Genomic DNA, 24,518 nt, shown 5'->3' with positions numbered 1-24,518 from the left:
CCATAGGGCATAACTTATTACATAAACTTAATTAGCTCGACTAATTTATGCTTCAATAAATTACACCCTATGATGTGATTAACGAACAAAAGGATTTTCCCTTGGACAGTATTCCCCTTAGTACTTTATTGATTATTCTCATTATCTGTTTAGTGTTATCTGCCTATTTTTCCGGCTCAGAAACCGGACTACTCTCTCTCAATAAATATCGTCTTCGTTTTCTATCCGAACAAGGCAATAAAGGCGCACAAAAAGCAGAAAAACTGCTAGAAAAGCCAGATACCTTGTTAAGCTTTATTCTTATTTTTAATAACCTTGTGAATATCAGCGCATCGGCGATTGCGACCATGATTGGTATGCGTTTATACGGTGATGCCGGCGTAGCGATTGCAACAGGTTTGCTCACTTTCGTGATGCTTGTCTTTTCTGAAATTTTCCCCAAAACTGTGGCAGCGATGCACGCAGAAAAAGTCGGTTTTGTGTCTAGCCATATTCTGACGGTATTACTTAAAATCTTCTATCCGCTAGTTTGGTTGATGAATATTTTTACCAAATCATTAATGCATTTGGTGGGATTAAAACCCGATATGCAAAAACAAGTAATTAGCCGTGAGGAACTTCGTAGTATCGTATCAGAAGCGGGCGAAGCGACCCCTGATGAACAACATCCACAAATGTTGCTTTCTATTTTAGATATGGAAACCGTCACCGTTGATGACATTATGGTTCCACGCAACGAAATCGGCGGCATTGATATTGATGATGACTGGAAAGCCATTATGCGCCAGCTCAATCATGCGGCACATAACCGCGTTGTGCTTTACAAAGGTAGCCTTGATGAACAAGTGCTTGGTATTTTGCGCGTGCGTGAAGCATTCCGCTTACTGCTTGAAAAAAATGAATTTACCAAAGAAACCTTAATTCGTGCCGCTGATGAAGTGTATTTCATTCCTGAAAGCACGCCATTAAAAACTCAACTTGCGAATTTCCGTGCAAATAAAGAGCGAATTGGCTTAGTTGTAGATGAATACGGCGATATTAAAGGGCTTGTGACGTTGGAAGATATTTTGGAAGAAATCGTTGGTGATTTTACCACTTCCACCGCCCCAAGTATTGACGAGGAAGTAACGCAACAATCTGATGGTTCCATGATTATCGATGGCTCAGCCAACCTACGCGATCTCAACAAAATGTTTAACTGGGAATTGGATACAGAAGATGCTCGTACTTTTAATGGTTTAATCCTCGAACACTTAGAAGAAATTCCCGATGAAGGCACGGTTTGCGAAATTGATGGCTTGCAAATTACCATTCTTGAAGTGGGCGATAATATGATAAAACAAGCGAAAGTCGTCAAACTTTAATCATAAAAACTCAGCCAAATTGAACCGCACTTTTGACTTGGATCACAAGTGCGGTTCTTTTTTTGCGCATTTTTCAGAAAACATTTTTATAATTCTTTCTAGGTATATTTTGATAGAAGAAGACAGATATGGAGCACGAATATCAACGAGCGGTGACTCGCGTGTGCGTACAAACAGCACTGCTCTTGTTACAACATGGGGCTGAAAGCACTGTTGTGGTGCAAATGGCGCAACGTTTAGGCATAGCACTTGGCGTAGAAAGCGTAGAATGTGCGCTTACGGCAAATGCAGTGGTGCTGACGACCTTATCAGATAATCATTGCATTACCACCGCAAGAAAAAATACGGATAAAGGCATTAATATGCAAATGGTCACTGATGTTCAGCGCATTGTGATTGCCGTTGAACATCATTTGTATGACTTAGAAATCGCTCAAAGAAAACTGGATCAATTAAAACCGCTTAAATATAACCGATGGTTAGTTGTATTCATGATTGGCTTATCTTGTGCAGCATTCGCCCATTTATCTGGCGGAGACTGGGTGATCTGTGGTATCACCTTTGTGGCGGCAGCCATCGCCATGTTTGTGCGACAAGAATTTTCTAAACGGCACTATAATCCTCTTATCGTCTTTTCCATCACCTCTTTCGTCGCCTCGCTGATTTCTGGCGTGAGCTTAAAATATAACTTAGGTAATGATCCTCAAATTGCTTTAGCGTCTAGTGTGTTATTACTTGTGCCGGGGTTTCCTCTGATTAATTCTTTGGCGGATATATTAAAAGGTTATGTGAATATGGGATTAGGCCGTTGGACGATTGCAACTATTCTCACTTTTGGCGCATGTCTTGGCATTGTATTCGCTTTAAGCGTATTACATATTACAACTTGGGGGCATTAAAATGTTATTAGATATAACAATATTTATATTGAAATTATTCGATGATATGTTATTTGCCGCAATTCCAGCCGTGGGCTTTGCTTTAGTATTTAATGTACCGCCCAAGGCCTTAAAATATTGCGCAATTTTAGCCGCACTTGGGCATGTTACACGCACATTATTACTGCATATTAATATGCCTATTGTATTTGCCACATTCTTTGCAACTTGCGTAATTGGTTTTTTAGGCGTGCATCTTTCCCATCGTTATTTAGCCCATCCTAAAGCCTTCACCGTTGCCGCAATTATCCCGATGATCCCTGGTGTTCAGGCCTATAAAGCAATGATTTCAATGGTACAAATTCATCATTTCGGCTTTTCTGATGCGTTATTTGAGCAAATGATTAGCTCCTTTATTAATACCAGTTTTATCCTAGGCGCAATAGTATTTGGATTGGCTTTACCGGGCTTATTGTTTTATCGACAAAAACCTGTGGTATGACACTAAAATAGTTCAACAAAAAAACCGGATCAGCCGGTTTTTGTACTATTCTTGTGATTTTTTCTTGAGGTATTCATAAAGCTCATCTTTAATCCGTAATTTTTCTTTTTTCAAAGCCTCAATTTCCATATGAGTGGCGAGCTGAATGTTTTCCTGCATATTCTTAATTTCATGATCTAATTCGTTATGCTTTTCAAAAAGACGATCGAAATAAGCATCATTACTTTTAAGTTTAGTGATTAATTCTCGGTATTCGGGAAACATAGCATTGCTCCTATAGTGGTTTTAACTGGTTTCAGTTTACTACATTCGCCCCAAATAAACAGAAAACAATCTTAAAAATTTGACAGCGATCACAAAATTTATTTCTCTCAAACAATCCTTACTCTTTTGCTTTTTTATTTCTTCCAGCACCTAAAATCAGCATCGCTAACAAACTAAGAATAATTCCAAAACCAGCACCAATACCCGTTGAAATAACATAAGGTTTCTCTGTCATCACAAGATTAGGCTGTTGAACAAAATGAAATGCCACCAAATTATTATCTAACGGTTGAACAGATTGCATCATTTTCAATTTGTTTTCCCAAGAAACGTCAATTTTAGCATCTGCAGCATTTTTCACTTGTTCGAATAACGATTTCCATTTTGTAATCAATTCATTATTTAATGTTTGGCGCGCTTGATTATTCACATAACGAATGTATTCCACAAAAAGTTGATCCACTTCTTCACGATCAAAAGAAGACAGGGTTAATTGCTCAAAATTATTTTCTTGGGAAAATTTAAAATGTGAGGCGATTTGCTGAATGGTTTGATTTTCAACTTTAGCTCTCGCTTTTACAAAATCAGATTGATTTAAAAAAGCGATTAATTGAGCAGGTGAATTAAGAATTTTTGTAAATTCATGATAGGCAGAATTGGTCGCCTTGCGTTCAATCTTTGTAGCATCCACTGCATCCGCATCACCGCTAACTAAACTATATGTAGAAAAAAGAGAAAAGTAATTACCCAGTTCACTCATTTTTGGTGCTTCAAATTGCACACTAACCTGCCATTTTGTCGGATGAAAATGAGCCCCGGCAAAACCAAGCCCACCACCGATAATCATAAATAGAAAAGAAAGAATAAATTTTCTCATAGCCCACCTAAAAAATTTGATTAAATTGGCGCGAATTTTAGCACAAAGCGCGGTGTATTTTTCTTTATTTTCAGAATATCGTTTTTCCCTTGGCTTTTAACTGGTTTATTTCAACAACGTGCGATAGAATAAAACCATTTTCATTTCAACGAAAAAAGTAAGGAAATACCATGATCGATCCAAATTTACTCCGTAATAATTTAGCGGAAGTCGCAGAAAAATTAAAAGTAAAACGTAACTTTATTCTTGATACAGAAAAACTCACCTCATTAGAAGAACAACGTAAGAACTTACAAGTCACTACCGAAAATTTACAAGCTGAACGTAATACTCGCTCTAAAGCCATTGGCGCTGCCAAAGCGCGTGGTGAAGATATCGCACCATTGTTGGCCGAAGTGGATAATATGGGCAATCAATTGACTGAAGCAAAAGCACAATTAGATGCGGTACTTGCAGAAATCAATCAAATTGCATTAAGTATTCCAAATCTACCAGCAGATGAAGTGCCATTAGGCAAAGATGACACCGAAAATAAAGAAATCTTACGTTGGGGGACACCGCGTACATTTGATTTTGAAGTGAAAGATCATGTCACTTTAGGTGAAGATGCTAATGGCTTAGATTTTGCCGCTGGGGCTAAATTAGCTGGCGCTCGTTTCGCGGTGATGAAAGGTCAAATCGCTAAAATGCACCGTGCATTAGCGCAATTCATGTTAGATCTTCATACTGAACAACATGGCTATTTAGAAACTTATGTGCCTTATTTAGTGAATCACGCCACGCTTTATGGTACAGGGCAATTACCAAAATTTGGTGAAGATTTATTCCATACTTTAGCCTTAGAAGGCGAACAACCTTACGCATTAATTCCAACCGCAGAAGTGCCTGTCACTAATTTAGTGCGTGATGTAATTATTGATGAAACAGAATTACCAATAAAAATGACCGCACATACGCCATGTTTCCGTTCAGAAGCGGGCTCTTACGGTCGTGATACTCGCGGTTTAATTCGTATGCACCAATTTGATAAAGTGGAAATGGTACAAATCGTTGATCCAGATAAATCTATGGAAGCGCTTGAAGAATTAACTGGTCACGCAGAAAAAGTATTGCAATTATTAAATTTACCATACCGTAAAGTTTTACTTTGCACAGGCGATATGGGCTTTGGTTCTTGCAAAACTTACGACTTAGAAGTGTGGGTGCCTGCACAAAATACTTATCGCGAAATTTCTTCTTGCTCAAATATGTGGGATTTCCAAGCTCGCCGTATGCAAGCACGTTGTAAAGCAAAAGGCGATAAGAAAACGCGCTTAGTGCATACCTTAAATGGTTCTGGCTTGGCTGTTGGTCGTACTTTAGTAGCTGTGCTTGAAAACTATCAAAATGCAGATGGTTCAATTACCGTGCCAGAAGTGCTACGTCCATATATGGGCGGATTAGAAGTTATCGGAAAATAATCCTTCTATAAAATAAAAAAAGCGTGGATTTTAAAATTTCCACGCTTTTTTATTAAGCTATTTCAACGACGACATCGAGTTCTGATTTAGGTTTTAATTCCCCCACTTCATATAAATCAATGCCCGCATCCTTGGCTATTTCAATTACCGTTTGAACGCTATTAGGCTCAACTGCCACTAATAAACCACCTGATGTTTGAGGATCACACAAAATCGCTTTTTGTTCTTCCGTCAATACACCAACTTTATGTCCATAACTGTCAAAATTACGCCCTGTTCCACCGGGTACGCAACCTTGAGCAATATAATCTTTTACACCATCCAAGGTTTTAATTTTGTCCGAAAAAACCACCGCACTTAGATTTGAACCTTCACAGATTTCAATTAAATGACCAAGTAAACCAAATCCTGTGACATCCGTCATTGCAGTGACGCCATCCACTTGGGAAAATTGACTGCCAATAGAATTCATTTGGCACATAGCGGCAGTGGCTAAACCTTGATGTTCTGGTTTAAGTTTTCCTTTTTTCTCCGCCGTCGTCAAAATACCGATACCAAGCGGTTTTGTCATATAAAGCCTACAACCTGATTTTGCAGAAGCATTACGCTTCACTTTTTCAGTGTCAATCACGCCTGTCACGGCTAAACCAAAAATAGGTTCAGGCGAATCAATGGAATGTCCTCCTGCCAAAGCAATCCCCGCTTGATGGCAAGCAAAGCGACCACCATCAACAATTTTCTGTGCAACTTCTGCAGGTAATACATTGGTTGGAAAACCTAAAATGGCGATGCCCATAATCGGCTTACCTCCCATAGCAAAAATGTCACTAATGGCATTGGTTGCGGCAATTCGTCCAAAATCAAAAGGATCATCCACAATCGGCATGAAAAAGTCTGTGGTACTGATAATTGCAGTTCCATTACCAAGATCATACACCGCTGCATCGTCAGCAGTTTCATTGCCGACGAGCAAATTTGGATCATAAAATTTTTCCAGTTCTGAATGTAAAATTGTCCCTAACACCTTAGGCGAAATTTTACAACCTCAACCCGCACCATGGCTGTATTGCGTAAGCCGAATTTTTTCTTCCATTTCTTATTTACCTTGTTGAATATCCGTTTTCGAGAATATGACGTTTAAACTTATTCTTAATCATAAAGATCTTCGCCATCTTTCCTTGTACGCAATAATTGCAAAATCCAAACATATTGCTCTGGCGCTGGCGTAACAAAAGATTCTATTTCTTCGTTCATTGCTCGAGCTGATTGTTCAGGATCATCACTTAAATTCATTGCGGGATGAATTTCCATTTCATATTTGCCAGCCTCAGCGTTATAACGAGGAAACATTGGAATGACAACAGCTTTAGAAAGTTTTGCCATTTTATTTAATCCTGGCAATGTCGCTTTATAAGTTCCAAAGAAATCAACAAATACACTTTGCTCGGCTCCAAAATCTTCATCTGGTAAGTAATAACCCATTTCGCCTTTACGAACATGATTTAAAAAAGGTTTAATACCATTTTGGCGAGCATGCATTTTTCCACCGAAACGTTGGCGTGTAATCGTCCAAAGCCAATCCACCAATGGATTTCTGTGTGGATTATACATAGAAGTCATTGGCATGCCTTGAGTATGCAAAATAATGCCTGACGCATCAATCGCCCAGCCATGTGGCACCATAAGAATAATATTCTTGCCCTCAGCTTTTGCCTGTTCAATATGTTCAAGACCGATAAATTTACTGCGTTTTTGCAAATGTTTCTTTGAACGGATAGCAATCTCACCAATACCAAACATAACTTGTGCAACAACCGCAAACATTTTATCAATGACTTGCTCACGTTGTTGTTCAGTCCAATGAGGGAAACAATATTGCAAGTTAGTTTGCGCACGGGTACGCTGTTTCTTTGCTTTATGCCCAATCCAAACACCTAATTTTCCCGCCAATTTATCGCGCAGACGAAAAGGCACAAATGCTAACAACAATAAAAAGAAAATACCGAGCCAAATTCCCCAATATTGAGGCTTTAAATAAGACCATGAAAAGTGTGCTTCATAGCCCACTCTCGCCGTCAAACGTAAATTTTGTTGATTATCCGACATAATAAAATAAAATTAATTTTAACCGCACTTTTGCGCGCTTTCCGAACTAAAAATGAAACCAGCCCTGATCGTAAACCATTTTAGCCGTCATTATAAAAGACATGATAACAACCATCGGTCGAATCAAGGTTTTACCTTTCGTCATCACCATTTTGGCGCCTAAATTGGCACCTAAAATGCTCCCTGCCATCATCACGAAACCCACTTTCCAAAGAATTTGTCCGCCCAATAAGAAAAGCGCAAAAGAAGCAAGATTCGAAGTGAAGTTCATCACTTTTGCATGTGCCGTTGCTTTCGGAAGATTAAATCCTAGTAAAGTAACACAGGCTAAACTCATGATTGAGCCAGTCCCGGGCCCAAAGAAGCCATCATAAAAACCTAAAAATGGGCTAACTAAAAGACCAAATAACAGATAACTTAATCGTTGTTTCCGATCTTCATCACCTAATTTAGGAGTAAATAAAAAATATAGACCAATGGCTAAAATCAAAAAAGGCAGAATTTTTTTGAAAATCGCCACATCAATTGATTGAATTAATAATGTACCTAGGGCAGAACCTAAGAAAACCCAAATCAAAATAAACCAAATATCGCGTAAATTGACCGCTCTTTTTCGCAAGAAATAAAGGCTTGCGGATAATGCGCCTCCCATAGCTTGCAATTTGTTGGTGCCTAATGCCATTGCAGGTGGCATGCCAGTCATAAGCAAAGCTGGAATAGTGATTAATCCACCACCGCCAGCAATCGCATCGATAAATGATGCAACAAAACCAACACAAAACAATATTGCTAAAAGATCAATTCCGATATCCATATTGATTTACCTTAATGCTATTCTAACCATTCACTCCGATTCGGTGAGTTCAAAATTTGTTGGCACAAAAACGGTTCCGGTGGTGTAACTTTAGGTTTACTCACTGAAGTGCCTGGTTTTGGCGGTTCAAACCAAGAATATAATTCGTCTCCACAACCATCACCGACAGGCACAGGCGCTTGATTTTCACAATAAGGCGCATCTGCTGGGCAAGTTAAACGAACATGAAAATGAGAGTCGTGGCCATACCAAGGGCGAACTTTGTGTAGCCAACCGCGATCATTGCCAGCGGTTTGACATAATTTTACCTTAATCGCGGGATTAACAAAAATACGTGTCACACTTGGATCTTGTGCCGCTAACTTGATTAACATCGCATGATTGGTATTCCATACGCGTTCATCCACTCGTTGCGCTTTTCTATCTACAACTAATAAACCTTTACCATCAGAATTCAGCGCATCGGCATCCGACATTTCGCCCATTCTTAACCAAATATCCGCATCTAATCCCATCTGATGGCTAGCATGGCCAGTTAAAAATCGCCCGCCACCTGGCATGGCAATATCGCCTACTAACATCGTTGGCAACCCAGCAGCTTTAGCGCGTTGTCCCAAACGTTCAAGATACTGAATCATATTTGGATGGCCATAATAGCGATTGCGATTCATACGAATCACTTGGTAACCTTCACCTTTTGGCGGTAATGCTTTCGCCCCAATAATACACCCATTGGTATAACTACCAATAGGTTTTGCTTTCCCATCGTCACTTGGAATTGGACGTTTCACTTTTTGCCAATCTAGAGGAGACGCAACAACGTTCAGAGAGAAAAGTGCGGTAAAAATTATGGTTGTTTTTAATAAAATTTTATTCATTCTAATATTATCATCAATAGTTTCATCATCGATAAATATACCCACGATAAAAAATAACTCCCCTTTGAGGAATATTCATTGCTCAAAGGGGGAACATCAAAGCGTACCTAGGAGATAGCGACCTAGCCTTAAATATTACATTAAGATCACTTACACTGAGCCTTAAAACGCAACAGGTGATCTAATAAGACAATCGCCATCATGGCTTCTGCGATGGGTACAGCACGAATACCCACACAAGGATCGTGTCGACCTTTTGTTACAACCTCTACGGCTTCACCATTAAGATTGATTGAACGACCAGGAATCGTAATACTTGAAGTCGGTTTTAGCGCAATAGTGGCGATAATCGGTTGACCAGAACTAATTCCCCCTAAAATGCCACCGGCATGATTGCTTTCAAATCCATCGGGGGTCATTTCATCACGATGTTCACTTCCACGTTGCTCAACCACCGCAAAACCATCACCAATTTCGACGCCTTTTACTGCATTAATTCCCATTAATGCATGGGCAAGATCCGCATCTAAACGGTCAAATACTGGCTCGCCTAATCCGACTGGAACATTTTCAGCGATAACGGTAAGTTTAGCGCCAATAGAATCCCCTTCTTTTTTAAGTTCACGGATCAATTCATCAAATTTTTCTACCGCACTTTCATCAGGACAAAAGAATGGATTGCTATTTACCTTTTCCCAATCAATTTCTCCGATAGTCTGCGGTGCAATTTTCACATGACCGATTTGACTTAAAAAACCGCGGACTTCAATACCAAAATATTCGCGTAAATATTTTTTTGCAATTGCTCCCGCTGCAACTCGCATCGCGGTTTCACGCGCTGACGAACGCCCACCACCACGGTAATCGCGAATTCCATACTTTTGCTGATAGGTAAAATCCGCATGTCCTGGGCGGAAACGATCTTTAATATCGCCATAATCTTGCGAACGCTGATCACCATTTTTAATGATCATTCCAATACTTGTGCCTGTCGTTTTTCCTTCAAACACACCAGATAAAATTTGAACTTCATCATCCTCACGGCGTGGCGTGGTATATCGAGATGTCCCAGGTTTACGACGATCTAAATCTGGCTGAATATCTTTCTCTGATAATTCGAGATTTGGCGGTACCCCATCAACGATACAGCCTAATGCAATACCATGTGACTCCCCAAAAGTTGTCACACGAAAAAGTTGTCCGATTGTGTTACCTGCCATATTATTTCTCTTTAATTAGTTTTAGTTAATTTTTCCATATTAATAAAAGGAATCTCTTCACCCGTGTCGTTATTTTTAATAAAGATATCCAATTGATTGAAAGCTATGTCTATATTATTTTCTTTAAACAATTGATTTACACGACGATTTAATAAATCAAGCGTATCATTACGATCTGAAACCTGTCCAACATAAACTCGTAACTCATGATCTAAAGTGCTTGCACCAAAATTTAAAAACAACGCTCTTGGCTCTGGCTCTTTTAAAACGCTCGGCAATTCATAAGCAGCTTGTAACAACAAACGTTTTACTAATTCTAAATCGGAGTTATAAGCAACCCCCACAGAGATGACTAAACGAGTAATGGTATTTGATAATGCCCAGTTCGTCACTTGCCCTGTGACAAACGATTTATTCGGTACAATCACTTCTTTTCTATCAGGATCAATCATTGTAATGGCACGAATACGGATTTTCGCGACCGTACCAGTGACACCGTTTATGGTAACGGTATCGCCCACTCGAATTGGGCGTTCAAACAATAAAATAATCCCAGATACAAAGTTTGCAAAGATTTCTTGCATACCAAAGCCCAAACCAACTGAAAGGGCAGCAAATAACCATTGCAATTTAGACCACGACATGCCTAATGTAGCAAATGCCCAGGCACCACCAACCGCAACTAAAACATAGGTTAATAATGTAGTAATAGTATAAGGCGTGCCTTGTGAAAGTTTAACCCGTGAGAAAATTAGTACTTCTAAAATACCTGAAATATTGTGTACTAACACATAAGTAATCCCTACAATAACCAAAGCAACGAGAAGATTAAATAAAGTGATACTTTCCATCACGGTACCAGCTTCAGTAGTCGTCGTTTGCTGCCATAAGGTCACTTCACGCAAATAACTTGCCACCGTGACAAGATCTGACCAAACGTAATAGAAAATTCCAATCAACGCAGTCCAAATAAAGAGATCAGCAAAACGTAATAATTGACTACGCACTTCATTTAACGCTAAACCTTCTTCTTTTTCATTTAGAACAACAACATCATCGGATGTCGAACCATCATTAAAGCCTGCTTGTTTTTGACGGAGTTTTTCTTCTAAACGACGATGAGCCAAGCGACGAGATGATACAGTAATACCACGATAAATTACTTGGCGAATTAACCACCACACACACCAGGCTATATAAGAATTAATCAGATGCTGTATTAAATTCAACGCAGTGTAATAGTATCCCAATGCGACTAATAGCACTAAGCCAACAGGAATAATCTGTAAACCAAATTGAACGATTTTGACGATAATGTGGTTATGGCTTTTTTTCTCATCTTCGTAAGAACGTAGCACATTTTTGAAACGTGGTGCGATGATAATAATGCAGAACAACAATGAAACTATTGTATTCACCTGTCCAATCACATCATTTGCCAACCCATAATCAGTCACGTTACTAAATACTGATGTATTAAGTAATAACACAACCGCTACAACAATACGTTTAATTACACTTTGAAAACGCACCGCACTTTGTTGAGAAAATTCAAAGTGACGGACAAAAATTCCATTCGGGCGGAATAAAGAAAGCCAAAACGTGAAGAACCACCAATAGCCAGCCATACTAAACGACCAATCCCAAAACTCAGTTGGATTTTTCATAAAGAAGAAGCCAAGCATTTGACAAATGGCTAAAAACCATAAAGTTCCAGAAAGCGTTAAAAATGCAGTAAGCAATAAGGCTTGTGGAGTATTCCACTGATTATCATATTTTAATCGATTAATTTCGCCGTTAATTTTTGACAGACGTTGTTTGATGCGATCTTTGAATTTAAAAATAGCACCACCCACGACAAACAAGCCCAAGCAGTACATCAGTAAGTAAGGCAAGTTACTGTAATTTGTGGGTAAACCAATTTTTTTCACAATACCATCAACTTGCGCCATAAATGCTCGAGGCAATTCAGCAAACCAATCTAAATTGATAGGATTATTGCTTTTAACCCAGAAACTTTGTTGCTCCAATTTTGATTGAATTTGATCACTAATTTGAGTAATTTGTTGCTGAGTGAGTTCTAAAGAAATAGCTAAATTAAGCTGGCTATTCAATGATTTAATTAAGTCAGATAAAACTTTCCGACGCTCAGTTAATAAATTCGTTAATTGAATCTTCTCTGTATTACTAAATTTTTCGCCTTCATCTGATTCTACTTTAAGAATATAAGCATCTAAATCGTAAAGCTCATTACGTTTTTGAGTAATATCAAAAATCTGAACCCTCAAATCTGCAATTTGTTTTGATAAACCTTGAATATTTAAATTAGTTGGTAATTTTTGTTTTTGTTGCTGAATAATACGAGAAAGTACCAATGTACCTTGTAAAGCGCTAATTTGTTCGTCAATCGTATGTTTAGTTTGAGTAAGACTCTCCAACACATTACGCATTCTCAAGTCATCTTGCGTCAAGATATTAGTTTTCTCAGTTTGTTGTAGCAAATATTGACTCAAGTCCGCATTACGTGCCAATTCTTTCTGAATATAGGAATTTTTTGCACTATTTAGTTGCTGTTGCTGAACTTGTTCCACTTGGTTTTGAGTTTGCGCCAAGTTTTTCTGATTAATCACTTCTTGGATCGCCACAATTTGTTGTTGTAGCAGTTGTAAACGAGCATTCAACAAATCATAACGGCTTTGATAAAGCAATGTCAGCTGATCGCTATTTTTCAATAAATCTTGGTTGTAAGCGTTTTTTAAATCAATCAACTGTAATTCTATTTGATTTTTTTGACGTAAAGTTTTTGTAAGATTGCTATCGGCTAATTGTTGATTAATTTCTTGTGTGCGTTTCAAATTCTCAGTAAGACTGGTTTGAGCACGCTCAGATACAGAACTTTGCCCCGCTAATTGAGTATTCGCTTTACTTAATGCAGTTTGGGTTTCCTGCTGTTGAGCATTAAGTTTGCTTAATGTAGCCTGTAAATCCGCTAAATTTTGAGCTTGATAATCGACTGATTTAGATTGTTCTAACTGCTTCTTAAACGCCAATAAATCTGCATTATTTTTCTTAATTTCACTATCAGCATGGGCTAAAACATCATGTAAATCTTCATTATTTTTTTGTTGAGTTTGAATGAGTTGCAATAAATCTAAAGAGGTTTGCAATTCATTAATAAGTGCTGTTTTTACATCACCATCAGCCATTTTCTGTGCATCGGCTAAATCAGTAGTGAGATCTTGCTCCGTAGGTAATAATATTTTGCTTTTGTTTGCAGCAAATGTTGGATGCACCGTCGCCCAACCAATTAAAGCTGTAGCTAAAAGTACAGTGAAAAAACGTGATGTTTTCATAAGTTACCTGTATTTTTTATTGTTCGTTTATTTGTTTTGCTAACCAATCGGAAAGCACTTTACGTGATATTTTTATTGCGCCAGCAGATAAATCTACTGGCAATTCATAATAAGCTATTGGCTGTTTAAAGCGAGCCAATTTATCTTGTAAAAATTCAGTGAGTTTTTCGACCGCACTTTGATTAAAGGGTTCATTCAAAGCAACAATCGCAACTGGGCGATAGCCAAATTCATGATCGGCTTTGGGTAAAACAAAAACTTGTTTCACCATAGCATTTTCCAGAATCACTTGCTCTATTTCTTCTGGCTGAATATTTTCACCGCCTGAAATAAACATATTATCAAGTCGACCGATAATAACCAGTTCGCCCTCTTGCAAAATGCCTTTATCTTTTGTCTGAAGCCAGCCGTCGCTATTCGTTAATGGAAAAATTTGTCGTTCTTTCCAATACCCCATTGCCAAACCAGCGCCTTTTAGCCAAACTTCATCATTCACCAAACGATATTCTCGACCTAATAACGGTTGCCCTACGCCTTGTTTTTCATCAGATTTTTTGGCAAAAACCGTAGACGCCATTTCCGTCATTCCGTAGCCAGAATACGTTTCGACACCATATTTCACCATTTTTTGTGTAAGTTCTGTCGGGATATGCGCGCCACCAAGCAAAATATGACGCGTAGCAAATGAAATACTCGGATTTTCCTGTAAATAATCTAATAAACGCTGTAATTGCGTTGGCACAAGAGAAACGTGAGTCACCTCCAATAATGAAGCGTAAAAATCCGTTTTCGGAAAATGCAATTCAGCACCACAACTCAACCAACGCCAAACAATACCTTGACCTGAAACATGATATAACGGCAAGGAAAGTAGCCAAGAATGTACGCTATCGAACTTCATCAATTCGCATACGCCCTTCGCATTATCTAAATGCGCTTGAACATTATGCACTACCGCTTTTGGCAAGCCAGTTGAGCCAGACGTGAACGTCATTGTAGCAGGGCGAAAAAAATCAGCTTTTTGTATAACTACATCAGTTTTTGGAAAATCCCTCAAATCTTCATCATAAAAACAAAAATCGATGTGATGAATCTCACACAATTCTTCAATTTTTTCTTGAGGAAACGCAGGATTAATACCTAAAATTTTTGCACCAAGTTGGATTGTAGCAAGATATAAAAATAAAATGTTTTCTGTATTTTTTCCAATAAAAGCAACCGCACTTTCAGGATTTACACCTTTATTTCGTAAAAAGGAAACAGTTTGATTCACTTTCTCGGCTACTTGCGCCCAATTAAAAATATCGCCCTGTGCAGTGCGCAAGGCGATTTTATGAGAAAACTTAGGTTGGAGAGCAAACGCTTGCCAAGGATACATCATTAATTTACCGTGAAATATGCCCGCACTTCGTCAATTAAACTTTCAGGCAAATCCATTGATTGCATTGCACCTTCCAACATCAGCATTTTACGACCACTGTTTGTGTTCGTGATAACCCAATAAGGCGTATCTGGAATTTGTTTTGGTTTTGTATGATTACCAGTCATTAACAATGTCGCCTCATCACGCGCAAAATAAACTCGAGTACGGCCTTGTAAAGATTCTGTAGCTTGCGCAAAACTCTCAGGATTGGTACGGTAAAGCACGCGTAGAATTGCTAAGAAACGCGTAACAGCTTTGCCTTCTTCTTGAAATTCTGTCGAGTTCAACAACGTTTGAACTTTTTCTACGATCTGATTAATTGCAGTTATCGGCTGTTTTTTCGTCGGTTTGACACTTTCTGACTTAGCAGATTCGGTCTGTACATCTACTTTTGATTCTGCTTTTTCGTTATTTTCAGCTGGTGCAAATGTTAAGTCATCGGCAAAAACACTCGCATGTGCCGGTAAATTAAGCAAACGGCGTAAAATATCCGAAGCACTTTCCCCAATAGAGCGGGTTTGGCTCGCAATGTATTGGTATAATTCTTCATCAACTTCAATGATCTTCATTTTTTTCTCTCTGTTTGCTAGAATTTTTTTAATTATAGCGACTTCTTTACAAATTCTCACGCAAAAATTATGGCAAACTCATTGCTCAATTATCAATTTCATCAAGTAAAACAAACGATTAATTCTCCAACTTTAGTTTTTATTCACGGTTTATTCGGGGATATGAACAACCTTGGCATCATCGCCAGAGCTTTTAGCGAAAATTACAATATTTTACGCGTAGATCTGCGTAATCACGGCCATAGTTTTCATTCGGAAAAAATGAATTACCAACTTATGGCTGAAGATGTTATCGCGGTAATCCGCCACTTAAATTTACCCAAAGTGATACTAATTGGTCATTCTATGGGGGGAAAAACCGCCATGAAAATCACCGCACTTTGCCCAGAATTAGTCGAGAAATTAATTGTAATTGATATGTCTCCCCTGCCTTACGAAGGATTTGGACATAAAGATGTGTTTAATGGCTTGTTCGCTGTAAAAAATGCAGCCCCTCAAACTCGTCAAGAAGCTAAACCGCTATTAGAAAAGGAAATTGATGATCAGGATGTCGTGCAATTTATGCTGAAATCTTTTGAGCCCAGTTCACCTGATTATTTTCGCTTTAATCTCACCGCACTTTTCAACAATTACGCAAACATTATGGATTGGGAAAAAGTGCATGTACTAACGCCTACGCTGTTTATTAAAGGCGGAAATTCTTCTTATATAGAAATAGAGAATAGCGAAAAAATTTTAGAACAATTTCCTTATGCGACGTCTTTTACTATTAGTGGTTGTGGGCATTGGGTGCATGCTGAAAAACCTGAATTTGTTATACGTGCGATAGAGCGATTTGTAAATAAGAATTAATTAATTTAAATGAGAATACTTTTGTAGTATACTCCCACATAATTTAGGGTATATCCCCTATTTATAATCAATACGTTAAATTTTAAAAGGAAAGAAAAATGGCAGTTGTTGGTCTATTTTATGGCAGTGACACAGGCAATACCGAAAACATCGCGAAAATGATCCAAAAACAATTAGGTAATGACTTAATCGATATTCGTGATATTGCAAAAAGTAGCAAAGAAGATATTGAAGCATACGATTTCTTACTTTTCGGTATTCCGACTTGGTATTACGGCGAAGCACAAGCTGACTGGGATGATTTTTTCCCAACGTTAGAAGAAATCGATTTTACAGATAAACTCATAGGTATTTTCGGCTGTGGCGATCAAGAAGACTATGCTGATTATTTCTGTGATGCTATCGGCACCGTGCGTGACATCGTAGAACCGCGCGGCGCGATCATTGTGGGGAACTGGCCAACTGAAGGCTATACTTTTGAAGCATCAAAAGCATTATTAGAAGATGGAACTTTCATTGGGTTGTGTATTGATGAAGATCGCCAACCTGAACTCACAGCAGAACGTGTAGAAAAATGGTGTAAACAAATTTACGATGAAATGTGTTTAGCCGAGCTCGCTTAGAATTTTTCACATAAAAGGAAGGGAACTTTATGTCTGAAGAAAACATTAAATTACTTAAAAAAGCTGGATTAAAAATCACTGAACCTCGTTTAACGATTCTTGCTTTAATGCAAAATCACAAAAATGAGCATTTTTCTGCAGAAGATGTATATAAGATTTTACTTGAACAAGGTAGTGAAATTGGGCTTGCAACGGTTTATCGTGTACTTAATCAATTTGACGAAGCACACATTTTAATCCGTCATAATTTTGAAGGAAATAAATCAGTATTTGAATTAGCTCCGGTCGAGCACCACGATCACATTATCTGCGAGGATTGCGGAAAAGTATTTGAATTCACAGATAATATTATTGAACAACGCCAACGCGAAATTAGCGAACAATATGGTATTAAATTAAAAGCTCACAGTTTATACCTTTACGGTAAGTGTAGTGACATCAATAAATGTGATGAAAACTCAAATAAATAATTTCAGCAAGGCGACTAAAAGTCGCCTTTATTTTTTCCATTTATCAATTTCAATAAAAATACCCAATCACTTCTCTAACCTACTTCATTGGTCAGTTTTTGAATCTAAATATGATTCGATAGGCAATAAACTTGTTATTGCTTACGCCAAGTTGTTCCATTCGGACCATCTTCTAATACGATGCCCATAGCTGCCAATTCATTACGTGCTGCATCTGCGGCAGACCAATCTTTAGCCGCTCGAGCTTCGTTGCGTTGTTTGATGAGTGCTTCAATTTTTGCCACTTCATCATCGTCAGAACCGGCTTGTAAGAATTTTTCTGGATCTTGTTGAAGTAAGCCTAAAATCGCCCCCAATTCACGTAAACGTGTGGCAAGTCCATTGGCTTTCTCAGCATCCTCTGTTTTTAACTTATTAATTTCACGCGCCATTTCGAATAAAACAGAAAGTGCATTTGGCGTATTAAAATCATCGTCCATTGCTTCACGGAAAGTTGCCACAAAATTTTCTTCGCCAAAAGCAACCGCACTTTGATCTGTTCCGCGTAAAGCCGTGTATAAACGTTCTAACGCACCCTGCGCTAAATTCAAGTTTTCTTCGCTATAATTGAGCTGACTACGATAATGTGCCGTTAATAAGAAATAACGTACTGCCTCTGCATTATAGTGATTTAATACATCACGAATTGTGAAGAAATTGCCGAGGGATTTCGACATTTTTTCTTTATCCACCATAATCATGCCAGAATGGATCCAATAATTCACATATTGACCGCCATGCGCACAGCAAGATTGTGCAATTTCATTTTCGTGGTGAGGGAACATTAAATCAGAGCCACCACCGTGAATATCAAAATGCTCGCCAAGCTGTTTGCAGTTCATTGCAGAACATTCAATATGCCAACCTGGGCGACCTGCCCCCCAAGGGGAAGCCCAACTTGGTTCGTTTTCTTTCGACATTTTCCAAAGCACGAAATCCATTGGATTTTTCTTGATTTCATTGATTTCAATACGTGCACCAGCTTGTAATTGCTCAAGATCTTGACGAGATAATTTGCCGTATTCTTTAAAACTTTCCACATCAAACATCACATCGCCATTATCCGCGACATAAGCATGTCCGCGTTTAATTAATTTTTCTACAATTTCAATAATTTCTGGAATATGATGGGTTGCACGAGGTTCAAAATCAGGGCGTAAGACATTAAGTGCATCAAAATCTTTATACATTTCTTGCACCATACGATCTACAAGTTGATCGCAAGTTTCTTTGTTTTCTAATGCACGTTTAATGATTTTATCGTCCACATCAGTGATATTACGCACATAAGTTAAATCGTAACCCAAAGAACGTAAATAACGAGCAATCACATCAAAACACACAAAAGTGCGTCCATGACCGATATGGCACAAATCATAAACAGTGACGCCACAAACATACATTCCCACTTTATTTTCGTGGATAGGTTTAAAGATTTCTTTTTCTCTCGTTAAGGTATTGAAAATTTTTAGCATTTTTAAGCTCGTAAAATGAAATAAAAACAAACCGCACTTTTATAGCACTTTTACCTCGATTGTGGAATAATACGACCCTTAATTTTTCAGAAGGAAAACAAAATGGTTACGTTACACACAAACTTTGGCGACATTAAAATTAAATTGGATTTTGATAAAGCTCCGATTACTGCAGAAAACTTCTTAAATTACTGCAAAGACGGCTTTTATAATAACACAATTTTTCACCGTGTTATTGATGGCTTTATGATTCAAGGCGGCGGTATGGAAAGCGGTATGCGCGAAAAAGCAACCAAAGCACCAATCCAAAATGAAGCAAACAATCGTTTAAGTAACAAACGTGGAACCATTGCAATGGCTCGCACTTCAGATCCACATTCAGCGACCGCACAATTCTTCATTAACGTGGCAGACAATGATTTCTTAAATTATCGTTCAAAAGAAATGTTTGGCCGTGAAGTCGTTCAAGAGTGGGGCTATGCGGTATTTGGTGAAGTGGTTGAAGGTATGGATGTTGTGGATAAAATCAAAAAAGTGAAAACAGGCAACAAAGGCTTTCATCAAGATGTTCCAACTGAAGATGTAGTGATTACATCGGTTTCAGTAGAATAATGGTGAATGGCGGATGAATTCCGCCATTTTTTATCGACCTAAAGGACAATGCTCATGCCTTTCTTCGACACTCACACGCATCTTGATTATCTCCAACAATTTACTGGGGAGCCTTTGTCACAGCTTGTTAATAATGCTAAGCAAGCCGATGTGCAAAAAATACTGATTGTGGCAGTGAAAGCAGCTGATTTTAAAACAATCCAAAATATGACCGCACTTTTTCCTGATAATTTGTGCTATGGGCTTGGGCTCCATCCTCTTTATATTCAAGAACACACCGAAAATGATTTGATTCTGTTAGAACAAGCCTTAAAAAATCGTGATGCAAATTGCTCGGCGGTGGCAGAAATTGGTTTGGAACGTGCGATTCCTGATTTGCTCACCTATGAACTTTGGGCAAAGCAATGCCATTTTTTTGAAAGCCAACTTTATTTGGCAAAGCAATTTAATTTACCCGTCAATATTCACAGCCGAAAAAGTCATGATCAAATTTTTACTTTTTTAAAACGTATTCCATTATCTAAACTTGGCGTGGTACACGGTTTTTCAGGAAGCTACGATCAAGCAAAACGCTTTGTTGATTTAGGTTATAAAATCGGGGTTGGCGGCACTATCACTTATGAACGCGCCAATAAAACTCGTCAAGCGATTGCAAAACTACCACTTGACGCCTTAGTGTTGGAAACAGACAGTCCTGATATGCCAGTATTTGGTTTTCAAGGCCAACCTAATCGACCAGAACGTATTGTGGAAAGTTTCAAAGCCCTTTGCTCCTTAAGAAATGAACCTGCTGAATTGATTAAAAAAGTCACATGGGAAAATGCTTGCCAGATTTTTTCTTGATCCACGTCACATTACTGAAATTATTTTGAATTAAATACTAGAAAAAAGAAACCTAGCATAATAATATCCGCCTCGTAGAAAGTTTTTCTCAACACACAATAAGGATATATTATGTCGCAAATCTATACTCAGGTGAGAAAGTTAGCGGAACAGTTTATTGAGCCTTACGCCGACGAACTCGATCAAAAAAAAGAATTTCCTGTTCAGGCATTTAAGGAATTAGGTAAAGCTGGTTGGTTTTCACTTTTAATTCCAAAAGAATACGGCGGAATGGGATTAACCCTAAAAGAACACGCTGAAGTCTGCATGGCGTTAGCTGAAAGTTCAGCCTCTGCTGGTCTCTGTTACATGATGAGTAACGTTGCAGTGAATTGCTTAAATCTATTCGGCAGCGATCAACTCAAACAAAAAATCTTTTCTGACATTGTTCAAAATCAAACCTTTGCCGCACTCGCCTATAGTGAATTAGGCACAGGTACTCACTTCTATATTACCGATGCAACCGCACAATTTAATGCTGAACATGCAGTATTCAATGGCTTAAAATCCATGGTGACATCTGGCAATTATGCCTCTTATTATTTAGCACTTTTGCCTTCCGAAAATGGTGAAACTATTGATAACTGGGTGCTTCCACTTAGTACTCAAGGCTTAACTTTTGAAGCTAATAGCTGGAATGGCTTAGGTATGCGTAGCAATGTCTCTTGCTTTATGCGAATGACCGATATGCCATTAGATCGTAGCTGGCGCATTGGCGAAGTTGGCGCAGGCGCAGAACAAGTATTTGGTGGCATTGCACCAGCCTTTATTTGTGGTTTGGCAGCTGTTTATAGCGGCGTCTGTAAAGCAGTGCTTACTGAAGCAATTAAACATTCAACACACCGTAAATACACATCGGGCACTGCATTAGCTGAAATCGAAACCGTGCAAATTCACTTAGCTAAAATCTATGCAAATACGAATGCGGCTGTATGTGCTACGCGAGATGCAGCTCGTGCAGCCACAGAAGGTGATGCCGATGCATTGGCTAAATTATTAGCTGCCCGAATTATCGCGAGCGAAAACGCGATTACTCTTGCACAAATTGGTATGCGTATTGGCGGTGGTAAGGCCTATAACAAAATGGGGCCAATGGAACGCTATTTACGCGATGCATTAGCAAGTCAAGTGATGGCCCCAAGTGTCGATGTGCTAAATATTTGGTTAGGTAAAGCCATTACAGGTCAACAAATTCCATAAAGTGCGGTGAAAAATGAGTGAGAAATTAAAAATTGGGGCGGTAATCTACGCCCCACAAGTGACAGTGATTTGGGGAATTATTGCAGACTTTTTCGAAAAAGAAGGCTTCCCTATTGAACCCGTGTATTTCAAAGACTACAAAGGACAAGTTGATGCGTTACTCAATAATGAAATTGATGTAGCATGGAACTCTCCCCTAGCGTGGTTAGATGGTTACTTGCGTAGTGGTGGTAAAACCTTAAATGGTGCAATGCGTGATACCGACCAAGATCGTCAAAGCTATTTAGTTGTTAATGATCCAACTATCCAATCGATTGAAGATTTAAAAAATAAAACTATTGCTTTTGGTGCAATTGATTCCCCACAAGCGCGATTAATTCCTATCGAGTTTTTACATCAACATGGCTTGGAATTTGGTCAAGATTATGTAGAAAAACGCTTTGATGTGGGTGTTGGTTTGCACGGCGATCATGTAGGCGGTGAATTAGATGCAGCTAATGCATTAAAAGATCGCCAAGTCGCGGCAACATGGATGTTAGATTTCAACTTTGAACGTTGGACAAAAGATGGCACGCTCGATCCTGCAACAGTTCGAGTACTCGCAAAAACACCATCATTTGACCATTGTATTTTTAGTGGACGCGTGGGATTAGATGAAACCAAATTCAATGCATTCACCGAAACCTTGTTCAAAATGGATTACAACAATCCAGAGCATAAAGAAATGATGGATTTGGAAGGATTAAAACGTTGGGTTGCGGGCAGAACAAAAGGTTTTGCTCAATTACAAGCTGCCAATGAATATTTAAAATTCTTTTAAGATCAATATGTCATGATGGGCGTGCGATAAACGCCCATCATTGTGGATTTTCTATGAAACCTTTCACAACTTCCCTTTTAGGCTCAATGCCTCGTAGCCAAGCACTTTTGATGGCACGTAAAAAGCACGCACTCGGCAAAATAACTACAGCTGAGCTTGAGCAAATCGTTGTTCAAGAAACAAAACAAATTATCGAACTTCAACAACGTACTGACATTGATGTTATCACGAGTGGTGAATTACTTCGTGACAATTACCTTTCTTTTATTGCACAAAAAATTCAAGGCGCGACCTTAATGAGCATGAGTGAAATGCTCGATCACATTAAAGAAAAGCAAATTTTTGAGTCAATGCTAGAAACCTTGGATGTTCCCGCACTTTCCATAAAAAATGCTATTTGCGTAGGAAAAATCAGCTACAAACAATCTTTAGTAGCAGATGAAATGTTGCTACTGAAAAATCTAACTAAGCAGCCAATTAAAGCAACCTTGCCAGGACCTTACTTAATGGCTCGCTCCATGTGGCTTTCGTCTGTGTCAGGGCAACATTATTCATCAAAAGAAGAAATGGCAAAAGATGTTGTTGCTATTTTAAAGCAAGAAATTGATCATTTATGTGAACTAGGCGTAAGTGTTGTTCAATTTGATGAGCCTGTTTTGACAGAAGTTATTTTTAGCCATCATCAAACACGTTCATTTATGTGTGCGGCGTTAAGCGAAAAACAAGATTTTGCAGCGGAACTACAGTTTGCGAAAAGTTTAATTACTCAAATCTTTGAGTATGCAAGAAATAAAAATATCAAAACCGCATTACATGTATGCCGAGGCAACTGGAGCAAAGATGAAAGCGTATTACTGCGCGGGCCTTATACATCACTAGTGGATTTATTTGAATCGGCATTACCTGATATTTTAATGCTCGAATTTTCTACGCCAAGAGCAGGAGAATTAAGTTCGTTATTAGAAAGTGAAATCTTAAGACAAAAATGCATTTTAGGCTTAGGCGTCATCAATCCTCGTTCTGATGAGGTAGAAACCGTAGATCAGATTGTTCAACGAGCAGAAAAAGCCTTAAATTACCTTCCACCAGAGCAAATTTGGCTAAATCCAGATTGTGGATTTGCCACTTTTTCTAACCGCCCTTTAAATGTATTTGACATTATTGAAGCCAAACTTAAGGTATTAAATGAAGCAAAATCAATATTGAGGGAACGTTATGTATAACGTACCTGAAAGTGAATGTTTTACAGCGAAATATCGAGCCGTATTACGCGGAGAAGAAATTAAATTATTCACACCGAATGACAGTATTTCTCTCTATTCACAAGTCAATTTTGATAACCAATCGTTACAAAAAAGTGCGGTGGATTATTTCGCTGTTTCTATTTTAGGGGGCATTTTGAGCAGTGTAAAAGCACATTTTGCTCAACAACGAGCCGATATTGTAGAAATGGAAGGAAAAATTTGGCTCAATCTCGCCAATCCTCTAACCTTACTGGGTGTTCGCGGTTATAATGAACAACCCCAAATAACAGATTGTAAAATCAAGATTTTTATTTCATCTGATTTAGATGATCAAACATTTGATCACCTCACTCAAACTGCATTAAGAAATTGTTTTATCTATAACACATTAAATAAAACGTTTTCTTTTACCGTCTTGTTTGAGCAAGTGTTGTAATTCATTATATTAGTCAAAAATACAACTTAAACACCATCGATATTTTTATAAATTGAAATAATTATTACTTTTTGATATAATAAACGAATTTTTGGAAACAATCCTTCATATTCTACTGAGCGTTTCCTTCAAAATCGCACTTCTCCGTGCTATCATT

Annotated in this window: 24 protein-coding genes; 13 read left to right on the top strand and 11 right to left on the bottom strand. The window is 38.3% G+C overall.

Annotated features, from left to right (window positions below; translation table 11 throughout):
• The first annotated feature begins 101 nt into the window (after window positions 1-101).
• The 3 genes from A9501_RS00905 (at window position 102) to A9501_RS00895 (ending at window position 2,744) form a co-directional block, all read left to right on the top strand.
• Window positions 102-1,364 (top strand): HlyC/CorC family transporter, encoded by a 1,263-nt coding sequence (locus A9501_RS00905; RefSeq protein ID WP_005638729.1) that lies wholly within the window; start codon window positions 102-104, stop codon window positions 1,362-1,364.
• 128 nt (window positions 1,365-1,492) lie between these two features.
• Window positions 1,493-2,263, top strand: a complete 771-nt coding sequence (locus A9501_RS00900; RefSeq protein WP_005634905.1) for a threonine/serine ThrE exporter family protein — start codon at window positions 1,493-1,495, stop codon at window positions 2,261-2,263.
• A gap of 1 nt (window position 2,264) precedes the next feature.
• Window positions 2,265-2,744, top strand: coding sequence for a threonine/serine exporter family protein (locus tag A9501_RS00895; RefSeq protein ID WP_065264557.1), 480 nt, complete (start codon window positions 2,265-2,267; stop codon window positions 2,742-2,744).
• Window positions 2,745-2,789: 45 nt separating this feature from the next.
• On the opposite strand, the gene A9501_RS00890 is transcribed toward A9501_RS00895, so the two are convergent.
• Together A9501_RS00890 and A9501_RS00885 are read right to left on the bottom strand one after the other, a co-directional pair.
• Window positions 2,790-3,008, bottom strand: a complete 219-nt coding sequence (locus tag A9501_RS00890) for a YdcH family protein (protein ID WP_005628252.1) — start codon at window positions 3,006-3,008, stop codon at window positions 2,790-2,792.
• 118 nt (window positions 3,009-3,126) lie between these two features.
• The gene (locus A9501_RS00885) at window positions 3,127-3,885 is read right to left on the bottom strand and encodes a hypothetical protein (RefSeq protein ID WP_065264556.1); all 759 of its coding nucleotides are present in this window, start codon (window positions 3,883-3,885) and stop codon (window positions 3,127-3,129) included.
• 170 nt (window positions 3,886-4,055) lie between these two features.
• Here A9501_RS00885 and serS point away from each other — a divergent pair, with 170 nt between their 5' ends.
• Entirely contained in the window at window positions 4,056-5,345 is a 1,290-nt protein-coding gene (gene serS / locus A9501_RS00880; protein ID WP_065264555.1) for a serine--tRNA ligase, read from the top strand.
• 52 nt (window positions 5,346-5,397) lie between these two features.
• Here serS and selD read toward each other — a convergent pair whose 3' ends face one another.
• The 8 genes from selD to seqA form a co-directional block, all read right to left on the bottom strand.
• Window positions 5,398-6,438: a selenide, water dikinase SelD gene (selD, locus tag A9501_RS00875; RefSeq protein WP_083071867.1), complete on the bottom strand. Its 1,041-nt coding sequence runs from the start codon at window positions 6,436-6,438 to the stop codon at window positions 5,398-5,400.
• Between the two features lie 56 nt (window positions 6,439-6,494).
• The gene (gene lpxM / locus A9501_RS00870) at window positions 6,495-7,451 is read right to left on the bottom strand and encodes a lauroyl-Kdo(2)-lipid IV(A) myristoyltransferase (protein WP_065264553.1); all 957 of its coding nucleotides are present in this window, start codon (window positions 7,449-7,451) and stop codon (window positions 6,495-6,497) included.
• Window positions 7,452-7,497: 46 nt separating this feature from the next.
• Window positions 7,498-8,265, bottom strand: coding sequence for a TSUP family transporter (locus tag A9501_RS00865; RefSeq protein ID WP_065264552.1), 768 nt, complete (start codon window positions 8,263-8,265; stop codon window positions 7,498-7,500).
• A gap of 17 nt (window positions 8,266-8,282) precedes the next feature.
• The gene (mepA, locus tag A9501_RS00860; RefSeq protein ID WP_065264627.1) at window positions 8,283-9,143 is read right to left on the bottom strand and encodes a penicillin-insensitive murein endopeptidase; all 861 of its coding nucleotides are present in this window, start codon (window positions 9,141-9,143) and stop codon (window positions 8,283-8,285) included.
• Window positions 9,144-9,289: 146 nt separating this feature from the next.
• Window positions 9,290-10,363: a chorismate synthase gene (gene aroC / locus A9501_RS00855; protein ID WP_065264551.1), complete on the bottom strand. Its 1,074-nt coding sequence runs from the start codon at window positions 10,361-10,363 to the stop codon at window positions 9,290-9,292.
• Between the two features lie 11 nt (window positions 10,364-10,374).
• On the bottom strand, window positions 10,375-13,716 hold the full coding sequence (gene mscK / locus A9501_RS00850) for a mechanosensitive channel MscK (protein ID WP_065264550.1): 3,342 nt from the start codon (window positions 13,714-13,716) through the stop codon (window positions 10,375-10,377).
• A 16-nt stretch (window positions 13,717-13,732) separates the two neighbouring features.
• Entirely contained in the window at window positions 13,733-15,094 is a 1,362-nt protein-coding gene (gene menE, locus A9501_RS00845; protein WP_065264626.1) for an o-succinylbenzoate--CoA ligase, read from the bottom strand.
• Between the two features lie 2 nt (window positions 15,095-15,096).
• Window positions 15,097-15,708, bottom strand: coding sequence for a replication initiation negative regulator SeqA (gene seqA / locus A9501_RS00840; RefSeq protein ID WP_065264549.1), 612 nt, complete (start codon window positions 15,706-15,708; stop codon window positions 15,097-15,099).
• A 69-nt stretch (window positions 15,709-15,777) separates the two neighbouring features.
• On the opposite strand from seqA, the gene A9501_RS00835 reads away from it, so the two are divergent.
• From A9501_RS00835 to fur, 3 genes are all read left to right on the top strand, one after another.
• A complete protein-coding gene (locus A9501_RS00835) occupies window positions 15,778-16,560 on the top strand; it encodes an alpha/beta fold hydrolase (protein WP_065264548.1) in 783 nt (260 codons plus the stop codon).
• Window positions 16,561-16,658: 98 nt separating this feature from the next.
• On the top strand, window positions 16,659-17,183 hold the full coding sequence (gene fldA / locus A9501_RS00830) for a flavodoxin FldA (RefSeq protein ID WP_065264547.1): 525 nt from the start codon (window positions 16,659-16,661) through the stop codon (window positions 17,181-17,183).
• A 29-nt stretch (window positions 17,184-17,212) separates the two neighbouring features.
• Entirely contained in the window at window positions 17,213-17,653 is a 441-nt protein-coding gene (fur, locus tag A9501_RS00825; protein ID WP_048954146.1) for a ferric iron uptake transcriptional regulator, read from the top strand.
• A 134-nt stretch (window positions 17,654-17,787) separates the two neighbouring features.
• On the opposite strand, the gene cysS is transcribed toward fur, so the two are convergent.
• Window positions 17,788-19,167: a cysteine--tRNA ligase gene (gene cysS, locus A9501_RS00820; protein ID WP_065264546.1), complete on the bottom strand. Its 1,380-nt coding sequence runs from the start codon at window positions 19,165-19,167 to the stop codon at window positions 17,788-17,790.
• 102 nt (window positions 19,168-19,269) lie between these two features.
• On the opposite strand from cysS, the gene A9501_RS00815 reads away from it, so the two are divergent.
• The 6 genes from A9501_RS00815 (at window position 19,270) to A9501_RS00790 (ending at window position 24,361) form a co-directional block, all read left to right on the top strand.
• Entirely contained in the window at window positions 19,270-19,779 is a 510-nt protein-coding gene (locus A9501_RS00815; RefSeq protein ID WP_065264545.1) for a peptidylprolyl isomerase, read from the top strand.
• 54 nt (window positions 19,780-19,833) lie between these two features.
• On the top strand, window positions 19,834-20,622 hold the full coding sequence (locus A9501_RS00810; RefSeq protein ID WP_065264544.1) for a TatD family hydrolase: 789 nt from the start codon (window positions 19,834-19,836) through the stop codon (window positions 20,620-20,622).
• Window positions 20,623-20,733: 111 nt separating this feature from the next.
• Window positions 20,734-21,861: an acyl-CoA dehydrogenase family protein gene (locus tag A9501_RS00805; protein ID WP_065264543.1), complete on the top strand. Its 1,128-nt coding sequence runs from the start codon at window positions 20,734-20,736 to the stop codon at window positions 21,859-21,861.
• Window positions 21,862-21,874: 13 nt separating this feature from the next.
• Window positions 21,875-22,681 carry a phosphate/phosphite/phosphonate ABC transporter substrate-binding protein gene (locus A9501_RS00800; protein WP_046938913.1) on the top strand — a complete coding sequence of 269 codons (807 nt, stop codon included), beginning with the start codon at window positions 21,875-21,877 and terminating at the stop codon, window positions 22,679-22,681.
• Between the two features lie 53 nt (window positions 22,682-22,734).
• The gene (locus tag A9501_RS00795) at window positions 22,735-23,904 is read left to right on the top strand and encodes a cobalamin-independent methionine synthase II family protein (protein ID WP_065264542.1); all 1,170 of its coding nucleotides are present in this window, start codon (window positions 22,735-22,737) and stop codon (window positions 23,902-23,904) included.
• Window positions 23,897-24,361: an OsmC family protein gene (locus A9501_RS00790; RefSeq protein WP_065264541.1), complete on the top strand. Its 465-nt coding sequence runs from the start codon at window positions 23,897-23,899 to the stop codon at window positions 24,359-24,361. The genes A9501_RS00795 and A9501_RS00790 overlap by 8 nt, the downstream gene beginning before the upstream one ends.
• Window positions 24,362-24,518 lie beyond the last annotated feature (157 nt).

Source organism: Haemophilus sp. CCUG 66565, from assembly GCF_001679495.1.
GTDB lineage: Bacteria > Pseudomonadota > Gammaproteobacteria > Enterobacterales > Pasteurellaceae > Haemophilus > Haemophilus haemolyticus_K.
The sequence above is the reverse complement of the archived record's forward strand: the minus strand, read 5'-3'. Positions and strand labels throughout refer to the sequence as shown.